The sequence below is a fragment of the Candidatus Methylomirabilota bacterium genome (assembly GCA_036005065.1).
Lineage (GTDB): Bacteria > Methylomirabilota > Methylomirabilia > Rokubacteriales > DASRDR01 > DASYQW01.
The window spans coordinates 1-11526 of the sequence record DASYQW010000138.1 but is presented as its reverse complement, the minus strand read 5'-3'; the positions used below and the strand labels follow the sequence as shown (position 1 = coordinate 11526).

Genomic DNA, 11526 nt, shown 5'->3' with positions numbered 1-11526 from the left:
GAACAGGGCGAAGATCGGAAGCTGCTTGAGGGAGCCCGGCAGCACGGCCGCCCCCAGGGACTCGGCCAGTCCGACCACCAGGCCTCCGAGCAGCGCCCCCACGAAGCTCCCCATGCCGCCGAGCACCACGATGACGAAGGCCAGGATGTTGAAGACGTCCCCGACGTCCGGCGCCACGTAGAGGAAGGGCGTCACCAGGCTTCCGGCCACCGCCACCACCCCCGAGCCGATCCCGAAGGCCACCGCGTAGAGCCGGTGGATGTCGATCCCCATCAGGAGCGCGCCCTCCCGCTCCTCCGCCGCCGCCCGGAACGCCTTGCCGGTGTCCGTGTACTTCAGGAAGAGCCAGAGGGCGACGGCCAGCGCGATGGAGCAGGCGAAGGCGATCAGGCGCGGCACGTTGACGACCGCGTCGCCGACCAGGATGACCCGCTGCCCGTAGGCCAGACGGATGCTACGGTAATCGGCGCTGAAGAGGGTGAGTGCGGCGTTCTCGAGGAAGAGTGCGACGCCGAGGGTGAGGAGCAGCTGGTTGGCCTCGGGAGCGCTCAGGTTGGGCTGGATCACCCCGCGCTGGAGGGCCACGCCGGCCAGGAAGAACGCCGGGCCGACCAGGACGACGGAGAGGTAGGGATCGACGCCGCCGACGGTGTAGAGGAAGAAGGTGGCGTACATGCCGAGCATCATCAGGGTGCCGTGGGCGAAGTTGATGATGCGCATCACGCCGAAGATGAGCGTGAGGCCCAGGGCGACGAGCGCGTAGACGCCGCCGATCAGCAGGCCCGACACGCACGCCTGCCACAGAAGGGTCCTCACCGGCCGCCCCGCGCGGCCGCCCCGGGTCCTGTCACCGCACGCGCCCCGCGCCCGCCGTCACGGGCGGGACCAGCGCGGAACGGGAAAGACCGCCTTGGCTTCGGCGAAGCGGGTGGGACCGACGACCACGGTCCGCCCGCCCTGGTTCTGGAGCAGAGCCGGCTGCGCGTTCACGTTCTCCCCGGTCTTGTCGAACTGGATCGGGCCCTGCGGCAGGATGTGGTCGGCCAGGCTGGTCTTCGCCAGCGCTTCCCGGATCTTTCCCCGATCCGGACTGCCCGCGCGCTCCAGGGCGTCGCGAAGCACCATCATCGCGCTGTAGGACTGGACCGAGTGGGACGACATCGGCGCACTGAAGCGCTTCTGGTAGCTCTCCATCACCCGCTTGGCCCGCTCGCTCTGCGGGTTGTGCCAGTAGTTGCCGTCCATGATGAGGTCGGCCAGCTGCGGCTGGTCGGACAGGAACTTCGGGTTGGAGAAGCCACCGTTGGCGATGCCCATGACCGCCCGCGTCTCGAGCCGATGCTCGGTCGCCGTCCGGGCGATCAGGAGAGCGTCGCCGAAATACCCGCTGATCACCACCAGGTCGGGCCTGGCCCCCTTGATCTTGGTGATCTCGGTCGTGACGTCGGGAGTCCGGAAGTTGTAGCCCACCCGGAGAGCCACCTCCATCCCCAGGGTCTTGGCGTGCCGCTCGAGGTGGGCGGCGATCGACGTCCCGAACAGGCCGTCCTCGTGCATCATCGCGATGGTCTTGACCGTGACTCCGCTTCCCTTGGCCAGCTCCGCCAGGTGGTCGAGGCTCCGGACCGTCATGGCCCGAGCATTCGGCTGGACCCGGAAGGTGTACTCGAAGCCACGCTCGGTCACGTTGTCGGCCACGGCGACCGTGATCACGAACGGGGTCCGCTCCTTCTCGGCCAGCTGAGAGACCGCGTACGCCACCGGGCTCTGGTACGGCCCCAGCAGCGCCACCACGCCCTCCCGGATCAGCCGCTCGGCCTCGGCCATCCCGACCTCGACCTTCCCCTGGGTGTCGCTGCCCGCCAGGCTGAGCTTCGCGCCGCCCAGGGACTTGATGCCGCCGCCGGCGTTGATCTCCTCGACGGCGAGCGTCAGGCCGTTCACGACCAGGCCCCCGTCGAAGGCCAGGAACCCCGAGAGCGGATGGATGTGACCGATCTTGAGCTCGCGGGCCTGCGCCCGGAGGACGGCGGGGAAGCCGAGCGCGGCGGTGCCGATGGCGGCGGCGCCGGCCAGGACGGTGCGACGACTCACGGGTGTGTTCATGGCATTTCCCCCTGTCAGGATGTGGCCCGGCGCCTCGCGGAGGCCGAGCGTCATCTCGGCTTCGCGGCCGGCCCCACTGCCCGGACGGCAGCCTCCGCCCGTTCCGTGTTCACCACCGCCTCGTAGGGGTAGCCCCGCCGGATGAACCCCCGAAGCAGCAGCACTTCCTGGAGCGCGTCGAATCCCGGCCGGCGCAGGATGGGATCGGCTGCCCACGTCTTGGTGGCGAGATAGCGACGGATGGCGGCTACCAGGATCGCCCGGTCATCCGGAGGCAACGCCGACGCCACCCGCTCGGCGACCTCGTCCGGGCTGTGCTGATGGAGCCACTGCTGGGCCCGGTAGAGCGCCCGCAGCGCCGCCTCCAGGGCCGACGCTCGCTCCGCCGCGAAGCGCGGAGTCACCAGGTACGCGCTGAAGGCCACCGGCCCCAGTGCCGGCCCGAGGCCCGCCGCCAGGTGGGCCTGACCGCTGGCGAGTAGCCGCTCGGTGACGGGCTGTCCCTGCAGGAGGTAGTCGGCGCGGCCGGCCACGAATCGCTCGACGGCGCGCTCGGTCGGCAGATCCGATACCAGGTCCACGGCCCCCAGGCTGACCCCGTGGCGCTCCAGGAGATACTCGAGGCACAGGCGCGGCGTCGGCGCCTCCGAGAACACGAGCACCCGTCGCCCCGCGAGGTCGCGCCAGGCGAAGCTGTCGGCGGGCGCCCGCGCCAGCAGGAAGAAGCCGACGCGGCTGTTGACCTCCGCCACGCAGGTGAGCTGGCCTTCCCCACGGTCCACCACGCTGAGGGCGCGGATGGGCCCCGACAGGCCGACGTCCGCGCCCCCCGTGAGGAGGGACCGCGCGACGCCGTTCGGCGCCACCGCCGTCGCATGCTCGACGTCCACCCCTTCCTGGGCGAAGAGGCCGAGGGTGAGCGCGAGGTAATGGGGCGCGTAGAAGACGGTCTGGAAGGGAACGACGAACCGTACGTGCTCCATCACGATTCGGAGGGCGGCTACGCCCCCCTCCGACGCCTCCCCCCGGGTCGCGCGGGCAAAGCCCGCGCCCGACGCGCTTCGGCTAGAACCGCGAGATCCATCGCGGGACTGGCGGCGTCACAAGCCGTTCGAAAGGAAGCGCACTTCGGTTCGGGCAGCTTCTCGGTCAGCGGCCGATGCGGGCCGTCTCGAATGGAAGCGGCTCCCGGCCCGCGAAGGGGTTCCGCCCGGGCGGCCAGGACTCTCGCGGCTGCTCGTAGGTGAACTCGAGCATGTTCCCGTCGGGATCCTCGAAGTAGACGGAGAGGTTCGCCCCGTGATCGGTCGTCCCGTGGAGCCGGGCGCCCTTGGCGACGAGGTGCCCGTACAGCGTCTCGAGGTCCTCGGGCCGCTCGACTTGCCAGGCGATGTGAAAGAGCCCGACCTGCTTCGGCTGGGGCGCCGCGGCATCCGGCCCGACGTTCCAGATCGCGAGGTCATGGGAGTCATCGTTGCCCGGCACGCTGAAGAAGACCATCCGCCCCGGAAGCCGGCCGCTGACCCGAAGACCGACCACTTCGGTATAGAACGCTTCGGAGCGGTCGAGGTCCCGGACCTTGAGCACGACGTGACCGAGTTTCTTCAGTGGCATCGCGTTCTCCTCAGGAGTGCGGCCCGGCACTCACGAGGTGACCATCTTAGCATGCGAGCGGCGCGCTGGGTGTTCGCGCCCCGTCGGCCAGCAGGCGCCGGTAGAGGTCGAGGTGCGCGTCGATCTCGCGGTCCGGCGGGTAGAGGCGCCCCACCTTGGCCCGCCCGGCCGCACCCAGGCGCTCGCGGAGCGCCGGGTCCCGGATCAGTCGCTCGGCCCGCTCCGCGAACTCTTCGCCGTCGCGGAAGAGGAACCCTTCGACCCCGTCCTCGATCACCGACCGGTTGCCCTCGATGTCCGCCGCCAGGAGCGGCCGGCCCCGGCTCATCGCCTCCAGGATCGAGTTCGCCATGCCCCCCTCCGACCGCGACGAGTTGATCACGACGTCGACCTGATCGAGCAGCGATCCCATCAGGGCGTGTGGCACTTCCCCCAGATAGCTGGCCCAGCCCGACCCTGCGATGGCGGCGATCAGCCGGCGCCCCTCGGCCTCCTCCAGGATAGGGCCGGCCACCACGAACCGGATCGGGTACCGCCGGGCCAGTGCCCCGAGCGGCGCGACCGGGAAGAGGACGTTCTTGACTCGCCGGATCCCGGCCGGGAGAAGGAAGCGCACCTCGCCCGGCCGGCATGGTCCGAGATCGACGAGCTGGTCCGGCGCGTCTTCCAGGTCCACGCTCTGCGGGATGATCTCGATCCGCGGCGCGACCTCCGGTACGGCAGCCGCCACCTTCGTGCGAATCGTCTCGTGAAAGGCGATCAGGGCCCGGGCTTGCCGGATCGCGGCCCTGGTCGCGGATCGGCGCCCGGGTCGAAACAGGTCGATGTTGGCGTCGGTCCCGGTCAGCGAGATCACGAGCGGGACCCCGCGCTGCCGGGCGAACGGGGCCACCGCCGGCGCCGCCTGGAACGCGTGGAAGGCGTGGATGATCCCGGGGCCGAGCGCGTCGAGCCGTCCGGCGGCGGCCGCCGGCGGCGTGCGGGAGAGGTCGAGCACCTCGGCCTCGACACCCCGCCCGCGCAGACCACGCAGGAGGCGGCCGACGGTCACCGCGTTACCGCGGACGGAAGGGTACGCAACCGGGGTGACGAGGGCGATGCGCATCGGGCTCGGTGCGGCCGGGACGGACGACGATGCTCGTCGAGGCCAGCCTACACGAGCGGGGGGCCGGCAGCAACCGCTCGGCCCCGCTCGGCCCCCCCAGCGGCGGCGCCCGGGGCCGGAGGCTCTCGGATGTGTTACGATCAGACCGACGAAGGCCCGGGGTCGGTCCCCGCGGACGAGAGGTGGGTCGCCGTGGAGTCGGGGTCGCACATCGCGCGCTGCCAGGAGTGCATCGACCTTCTGGTCGATTACCTGGAGGGCGAGCTGTCGGCGGAGCGGGCTCGCGCGCTCGACGTCCACCTCGAGCTGTGTCCGGCCTGCGTGCGCTTCGTCCGGACCTACAAGGGCACGGTGAATGTCGCCAGGACGTTGCCCCTCGACGAGATCCCCCCCGAGCTGACCCAGCGGCTGCTGGACTTCCTCAGGAAGGAAAAAGAAGGCAGGCTCCCTCCGGCCTCCCCCTGATCACGACCGCCCGATCCTCATGCCCCCATCGCCGGACTCGGCGGTCTCCGCGCAGTTCCGGGTCGCCCGGATCCTGCACGCGGCGATGGTGTCCTCCCTCGTCGTCTACGCGGTCATCGTCTACGCGCTCCGCGTCGTGGGCTGGTCCCCGGCCATGGGCGCGGTCCAGGTGGCGACCCTGCGCTGGCTGCTCCACGGACTCGGCGCCGCCGCCCTGGTGGCGGTGCTCGTCCTGAAAGGGCGGCTCCTCGCGGCGGAGGCGGTGGGCGAGACGGCCCGGCGAGCGGGCGCGGCGGCCGCCCTCGCGACGCTCCAGACGCGGCTCGTCATCCTCATGGCTGTCGGCGAGACCGCGGCGATCCTCGGCCTGATCCTCTTCCTGCTGACCGCCGAGCTCACGGACTTCATCGTCCTCTGGATCGCCGCCCTCCTCGGACTGCTCGCCGTGACACCCCGTCGCGAGCTCTGGGACGAGGTGGCCCGGTCCGCCGGCCGCCCGGTCTAGCGCGGTTCAGCGGAGCAAGCCGCGGACGGCTTCCACGGCGCCGTCGCTCGCCCAGTCGAGCTCCCCCACGATCGTATAGCGCGCGCGCCCGTCGGGCCCCACCAGGAAGCTCGCCGGAAGCACCCGCACCTTCCAGGCCCGCGCCGCTTGCTGACCCGGATCGAGGAGGACGGGGAGATCGATGGCCAGGCGCCGGACGAACTCGCCGACCTTCTGTTTCGATTCCCCGTAATTCACGGCCAGAATCGTGAGCGGCTGGCCGGCCAGGCGCTCCTTCAGCCGTTGCATCGAGACCATCTCTTCCCGACATGGCTCGCACCAGGTGGCCCAGAAATTGACCAGCAGAACCTGGCCGCGGTAGTCGGCCAGCCCGTGCGGCCGGCCGGTAAGATCGTTCAGGACCAGGGCTGGAGTGTTCGCCTCGCTCCAGGGAATGAAGCGGAGGGGTTCCGCCGCGCCGGCCGTGACGAGGGTCAGCCCGGCGACCCAGCCGAGGAGGACCGCGAGCGCTGTCAGGCCTTGATCTCGCGCGAAGTGATCGTGTACTTGAAGTTGTCGGGGTCGAGGCTGTCACGGCGCTCGCCGGCCGTTTCGCACTGGGGGTACATCAGGAAGGCCAGTGCGGGCCCCTGGGTCGCGTTCGGCAGCGCGATGTCATGGCCGACGTTGTAGGCGAGCCAGTTCCCCTCCCAGCCGCCGAAGAGTCTCGGCCGCACGGCCTGCACGAGCTGATGATCGAGCTTCAGCCACTCGCTCGTTTCCTCGCGCGCCACCTTGGTGACATCGGCCGGGTCCATGGCCACCCAGCCGTACTCGCTGAGATAGACCTCGGCGCGGCAGTGCTGCGCCTTCGTGACGTTGGCGCTGCCGGCCCCGAGCGAGCGGTACCCGAAGGTGGATGGCGCCACGCGGATCCCGTAGAGGTCGCGGGCTGGCACACCCACGGCTCGCAGCAGCCCGACGAAGAGCGCGTTGATGTCGGCGCACTTGCCCCCGAAGTTGCGGGTCTCCAGGATGGCCTTGATGTCACCCACTCCGCAGCCGCGGACCTTCGGCTCCCGATAGGTGTTCACCAGGATCCAGTCGTACACCGCCTGAACCTTCTCGAGGTCACTGCGCTTGCCCCGGGTGATCTCGACCGCCGTGTCCTGGACGATGCCGTCGGTCGGCATGAACTCGGTCGGCGTGGTCCAAAACTTGAGCTTGCCCGGATCCTCTGTTCCGGAGACCTTCTTCGACCAGTCGACGGCCCGATCCTGGCTCCGGAATCGACTGGTGAGCTCGACCACGGGAGCCGTCTCCCCATCAGCGAACTCGGCATAGAGCATCGCGGCGCCATACTTGCCGTCGACCAGCGTCTTCATGACCCTGGCGTTTCCCGACCACTGGTTGCCGAGAGTCCGCTGATACTCCGAGTCGACGGAGGGGACGGGCAACCACACCCGCGTCACGCCATCGGGGTCGAGCACCTCGGCGCGCGTCGTGATCTCGAAGGTCCGCCAGTTCCCCGCGCGAGGATTGAAGTCCCGCTGTTGTGCCCAGACGTCGAGCGAGGCTCGGGACAGCCGCGACGTCGCCAGGGCCACCGGCACTGCGGCCGCCATCTTCAGAAGGGCGCGGCGATCCATCGGCACGCCTCCTCTCATTCGGTTGTCCTCGAAACGACGCGCGACGACTGCTGCCTATCTGGAAGGACACCCAAATCTTATGGGCAATTCCGATGGAGTCAAATCGGAAATTCCGTTGTGACGGCGCGGGGCCCACAGGGTGAGGCGATGGGGACAGCGGTGGATAAGTGGCGACGACGAGCGACTCTGGCCGGGATCATTCGCGAGGCACGGCTTTCTCTGAGGCGCGGGGGCCCCCGCGCCAGGCCCCGCGCGCCCTCGGAAATCGTCCCGGCTACGAGTCTGTCCGAGTAGCCCAGCGCCGACCACCGAGCGTGTGGTGCATCGAGGAGTGCTCCGCGCGGCGGCTTCGCCGCCGCCACGACGGGGGGGCCTCGGGGGGTCTTCCGAGACCCCCCGAAATGACCTAGCGCCGCGCCAGCAGGAAGTCCAGGAAGGCCTGGCAGAGGGGAGACCGCGAGCGGCCCGTGTGGGTGACGATGTAAAAGTGGCGGGTGAACCGGAGGTCCTTGATCGTCACGCACCAGAGAAGGTTGTGGCGACACTCCTCCTCGACGGCCCGCTTGGAGATGATGGAGACGCCGACGCCGGCCTTCACTGCCTGCTTGATCGCCGACGTCGAGCCCATCTCGGCGATGACGCGGAGCCCCGTGAGGCCGGTGCCGGCCTCCTCGAGCGCGGTCTCCAGGGCCTGGCGCGACCCCGAGCCCGGCTCCCGGACGATCAGCGGCTCGGGCCTGAGCTCCTCCAGGGTCACCAGGGGGCGCCCGAACCACGCGTGGCCGGGCGGTACGACGACCACCAGCTCGTCCGGCATGAGCTCGACGGCCTCGAGGTTGCGGTGGGTCGGCCGCGCTCCCACCACCCCGAGCTCCACTCGCCCCTCCAGGACCGCCTCGCCGATCTCATGGGTGTCCGAGATCTGGAGCGCGATCGACACGTGCGGGAACTTCTCGCGGAAGGCGCCGATGAGCGGCGGCAGGACGTACTCGCCGGGGATCGTGCTGGCCCCGACCGTCAAGACACCGGAGACCTGGCCGAGGAACTGGTCGAGGGCCTGGCGGGCCTCGGTGCGCAGCGTGAGGAGGCGGCGAGCGTAGGTGTGGAGGAGCTCGCCGGCCCGAGTGGGCACCGTCTCCCGGCCGAGCCGATCGAAGAGACGGGTGCCGATCTCGTCTTCGAGGAGCCGGATGTGCTCGCTCACCGTGGACTGCGTCAGCCGGAGCGCTTCCGCCGCGCGGGAGAAGCTCCGCGTGTCCACGACCTGGGCGAAGACTTCGAGCTGGCGGAAATCCATGGGAAGCTCTCGGTCCTGACTCCCCGCATTGTACTCGAACTCGCCGCCGACCGCGCCGGCTCCTCTCAGCCAGCGCGACGCGTCAGCCCACCTTCACGGCGACGCGGTGGAGCCCTTCGACCCCGTCCGGGAGGGGCGGATTGGGTCCGGCCGGCTGCACGGCGCCCGTCCCGTCCACCGCCCGGGACACCAGCGCCGCCGTCCCGGAGGCGGCCGGCGTCCACTCGAGGGCCCAGAGCACCCAGGTGTGATCGCCCATCGCGCGCTTCACGCGGGCCGGCTGCCATGACTTGCCGGCGTCCACGCTGACCTCGACCGTCCTGATGCCGCGGTCTCCGGCAAAGGCCACCCCGGCAATCCAGGTCGGTACCCCCCGCTGGAGGGTGGCGTCGGGGCGCGGGACGTCGATCCGCGAGAAGGTCTTGTAGATCGCCGTGTCGGTCCAGCCGCGGACCTGCCAGTAGCCCTTGTAGTCGTGCTCCACGATCTCGACCTCGGACACCCACTTCACGTTCTTGATGCCGTAGAGGCCCATGACCAGCACCCGGGCCGGAAACCCGTGCTGGCGCTCGAGCGGCTTGCCATTCATCTCGTAGGCGACGATCGTCCCCTCGTGCAGGGCGGCGCCGAGCGGGAAGCTGTCCGAATAGCCGTCCCGGCTCCGCAGGATCAGCTTCCGGGCCCCCGGGCGGACCCCGGCCTTCTCGAGGACGACCTTGAGCGGCACACCCTTCCAGGTGGCGTTGGAAATCAGGTCACCCCCGATCTCGTTCGAGATGCACATGAGCGTGTGGGGCTTGCTGACCGAGGGCAGCTGTCTGAGCTGGTCGAGCGTGAGGCTGTAGGGACGCTCGACCATGCCCTTCACGGCGAGCTTCCAGGTCTTGCTCTCGACCGCGGGGTCGAAGATGTTCTTGGAGACGACGTAGAACTTCCCGACCGGCGTCACCTCGGTGGAGAGGCCGGCGATTTGAGCCCAGATCTCCTGGGCGTGCGCCAGGCCATGCCCGACGCCCGTGGCCACGGCGCCGACCAGAGGCGCGAGCGCGACCCCGCCGAAGCCGGCCAGCATCCGCCCCAAGAAGCCCCGGCGGTCAGACGGCCACGCCGTCATCGGGGCATCTCGCGCGTGAGGACCGTGGCGAAACAGCCCGCGAGAAGAAGGACAGTCGGCACCGCCACCCAGAGCCCGCCGGGGAGCCCCTGGCCGGCCACGCCGGCGTCGACGAGCGGGAGCAGACCCACCAGGATCACGACCGCGATCAGACCGGCGACGGTCGCCGCGAGCCACGGAGCCGCCCAGCCGGCCAGCGCGCGGCGGCGCATCCACGGGCGCAAGATGGTGCCGAGGAGCGTGAGGCCGGTCACTTCGGCGACGACCATGCCTCCGAAGGCATAGTACTTCGAGTGGTACCCGAAGGTCCGGAACAGCGGCGTGAACGCCCACACGGGGATGAGCGCGAAGAACTTCTCGGCTATCAGCTCAGGGAGGTAGGGCCCCCCCCAGCCAAACCGGCCGATCGCCTCGAGGGCGGCCGTCAGCAGGGCCGCGCCGAAGGCGACGAGGCTGTCTCGCAATTCACATACCCCGCGGCGCCGATTACTGGATCACCTCGTCCGCCCGGATCAAGATCGACTGCGGGATCGTGAGGCCGAGGGCCTTGGCGGTCTTGAGGTTCACGACGAGCTCGACCCGCGTCGGCTGTTCCACGGGCAGATCCGCGGGCTTGGCGCCTTTGAGGATCTTGTCCACGAAGGCGGCGCCGCGCCGCTCGAGGTCGGGAAAGCTTGGCCCGTAGGAGATGAGGCCTCCGTCGGCGACGAACTGCCGCCCCTCGTACATTGACGGCAACCGGTTGTGGGCCGCGAACTCGAAAATCCGCTTCCGGTTGGAAACGGTCAACACGTCCGAGACTACGAAGAGCGCCTCGGGACGCTCCTGAGTCATCGCGGCGAAGGCCTGCTCGAAATCGGCCGGCTCCTGCACCCCCAGCGGTCGCACCGTCACCCCCAGGGTCGGAGCCGCGGCCTGAATGCTCTTGAATCGGAGCGTCATCCCGCCATCCGCCGAGTTCCACAGGACAGCCACCCGGGACAGCTTGGGCACGGTCTCCTTCAGCAGGTCGAGCCGCTTGGCGCTCAGCTCGGTGGCCAGATCGGCGAGCCCGGTGATGTTCCCGCCCGGACGCGCGAGGCTCGCGACGAGCCCCGTGGCCACCGGGTCGCCGGCGGTGATGATGACGATCGGGATCGTCGTGGTGGCCTGCTTGGCCGCGACCGCAGCCGGCCAGGACCGCGTTAAGATCACATCGACCTTCAAGCGGACCAGCTCGGCCGCCAGGGCCGGGAGCCGATCTGGCTTCGCATCGGCCCATCGATCCTCGATGACGATGTTCTGGCCCTCGACCCAACCCAGCTCGCGGAGCCCCTCCACGACTGCCCACCGCCGCCTCCAGTCGGGTCCGGCCGGGCGGGCGCCCGGGGCTAACGTCCCGATCCGCAGGACCTTCGCCGGCGCCTGAGCCTCGGCCGGAAGCGGTGCCGAGATGCTGCCCAGGGCAAGCGTGACGATGAACCCGAGCGTCCGGAACTTCATAGTGGCCCTCCTCGACTTGCGAGGAGTCTAGGCGGCGCCGACCGGGCGGTCAAGCGCGAGGTACGCCGAGTGTAGGGAGCACATAATCTGTCCGCTCCCGAGAGCAAATGAAGTGTCCGCTTTGCGGGCGGTAGCCGGTACATCCATGGTCAGCCAAGGAGGTGACCATGGGATGGTCGGCGGCCGCCGTGGAGCGGGCCATGACCTACC

The 11526-nt window shown here is 69.9% G+C and carries 13 protein-coding genes; 2 read left to right on the top strand and 11 right to left on the bottom strand.

Annotated elements, in window-relative coordinates; genetic code table 11:
* From VGW35_10170 to VGW35_10150, 5 genes are all read right to left on the bottom strand, one after another.
* Positions 1–816 (bottom strand): branched-chain amino acid ABC transporter permease (locus VGW35_10170; protein ID HEV8308022.1); only part of this gene is annotated, 816 nt, incomplete at its 3' end.
* 57 nt (positions 817–873) lie between these two features.
* On the bottom strand, positions 874–2106 hold the full coding sequence (locus VGW35_10165; protein HEV8308021.1) for an ABC transporter substrate-binding protein: 1233 nt from the start codon (positions 2104–2106) through the stop codon (positions 874–876).
* Positions 2107–2156: 50 nt separating this feature from the next.
* Positions 2157–3089 carry an ABC transporter substrate-binding protein gene (locus tag VGW35_10160; GenBank protein ID HEV8308020.1) on the bottom strand — a complete coding sequence of 311 codons (933 nt, stop codon included), beginning with the start codon at positions 3087–3089 and terminating at the stop codon, positions 2157–2159.
* 166 nt (positions 3090–3255) lie between these two features.
* Entirely contained in the window at positions 3256–3720 is a 465-nt protein-coding gene (locus tag VGW35_10155; protein ID HEV8308019.1) for a VOC family protein, read from the bottom strand.
* Positions 3721–3766: 46 nt separating this feature from the next.
* The gene (locus VGW35_10150) at positions 3767–4825 is read right to left on the bottom strand and encodes a glycosyltransferase (protein HEV8308018.1); all 1059 of its coding nucleotides are present in this window, start codon (positions 4823–4825) and stop codon (positions 3767–3769) included.
* Between the two features lie 129 nt (positions 4826–4954).
* Here VGW35_10150 and VGW35_10145 point away from each other — a divergent pair, with 129 nt between their 5' ends.
* Positions 4955–5290, top strand: a complete 336-nt coding sequence (locus VGW35_10145) for an anti-sigma factor (protein HEV8308017.1) — start codon at positions 4955–4957, stop codon at positions 5288–5290.
* 19 nt (positions 5291–5309) lie between these two features.
* Entirely contained in the window at positions 5310–5795 is a 486-nt protein-coding gene (locus VGW35_10140; GenBank protein HEV8308016.1) for a hypothetical protein, read from the top strand.
* A 6-nt stretch (positions 5796–5801) separates the two neighbouring features.
* Here the strand turns inward: VGW35_10140 and VGW35_10135 are convergent, their stop codons facing one another.
* The 6 genes from VGW35_10135 to VGW35_10110 all read right to left on the bottom strand — a co-directional run bounded on the left by VGW35_10135 (position 5802) and on the right by VGW35_10110 (position 11316).
* Positions 5802–6200, bottom strand: coding sequence for a TlpA disulfide reductase family protein (locus VGW35_10135; GenBank protein ID HEV8308015.1), 399 nt, complete (start codon positions 6198–6200; stop codon positions 5802–5804).
* A 107-nt stretch (positions 6201–6307) separates the two neighbouring features.
* Complete coding sequence (locus VGW35_10130) at positions 6308–7423, bottom strand: transglutaminase domain-containing protein (GenBank protein HEV8308014.1); 1116 nt, start codon at positions 7421–7423, stop codon at positions 6308–6310.
* Between the two features lie 406 nt (positions 7424–7829).
* Positions 7830–8720, bottom strand: a complete 891-nt coding sequence (locus VGW35_10125) for a selenium metabolism-associated LysR family transcriptional regulator (protein ID HEV8308013.1) — start codon at positions 8718–8720, stop codon at positions 7830–7832.
* Between the two features lie 82 nt (positions 8721–8802).
* Positions 8803–9834, bottom strand: a complete 1032-nt coding sequence (locus VGW35_10120; GenBank protein ID HEV8308012.1) for a molybdopterin-dependent oxidoreductase — start codon at positions 9832–9834, stop codon at positions 8803–8805.
* Entirely contained in the window at positions 9831–10298 is a 468-nt protein-coding gene (locus tag VGW35_10115; protein ID HEV8308011.1) for a hypothetical protein, read from the bottom strand. The genes VGW35_10120 and VGW35_10115 overlap by 4 nt, the downstream gene beginning before the upstream one ends.
* Positions 10299–10320: 22 nt before the next feature.
* Positions 10321–11316 (bottom strand): ABC transporter substrate-binding protein, encoded by a 996-nt coding sequence (locus tag VGW35_10110; GenBank protein HEV8308010.1) that lies wholly within the window; start codon positions 11314–11316, stop codon positions 10321–10323.
* Positions 11317–11526: the final 210 nt, after the last annotated feature.

Coding starts and splice junctions, on each gene's coding strand:
- VGW35_10160 (HEV8308020.1), bottom strand. CDS start 3,089: ATGGAGCACGTACGGTTCGTCGTTCCCTTCCAGACCGTCTTCTACGCG.
- VGW35_10150 (HEV8308018.1), bottom strand. CDS start 4,825: ATGCGCATCGCCCTCGTCACCCCGGTTGCGTACCCTTCCGTCCGCGGT.
- VGW35_10130 (HEV8308014.1), bottom strand. CDS start 7,423: ATGGATCGCCGCGCCCTTCTGAAGATGGCGGCCGCAGTGCCGGTGGCC.
- VGW35_10125 (HEV8308013.1), bottom strand. CDS start 8,720: ATGGATTTCCGCCAGCTCGAAGTCTTCGCCCAGGTCGTGGACACGCGG.
- VGW35_10120 (HEV8308012.1), bottom strand. CDS start 9,834: ATGACGGCGTGGCCGTCTGACCGCCGGGGCTTCTTGGGGCGGATGCTG.
- VGW35_10110 (HEV8308010.1), bottom strand. CDS start 11,316: ATGAAGTTCCGGACGCTCGGGTTCATCGTCACGCTTGCCCTGGGCAGC.
- VGW35_10145 (HEV8308017.1), top strand. CDS start 4,955: ATGTGTTACGATCAGACCGACGAAGGCCCGGGGTCGGTCCCCGCGGAC.
- VGW35_10140 (HEV8308016.1), top strand. CDS start 5,310: ATGCCCCCATCGCCGGACTCGGCGGTCTCCGCGCAGTTCCGGGTCGCC.
- VGW35_10165 (HEV8308021.1), bottom strand. CDS start 2,106: ATGAACACACCCGTGAGTCGTCGCACCGTCCTGGCCGGCGCCGCCGCC.
- VGW35_10155 (HEV8308019.1), bottom strand. CDS start 3,720: ATGCCACTGAAGAAACTCGGTCACGTCGTGCTCAAGGTCCGGGACCTC.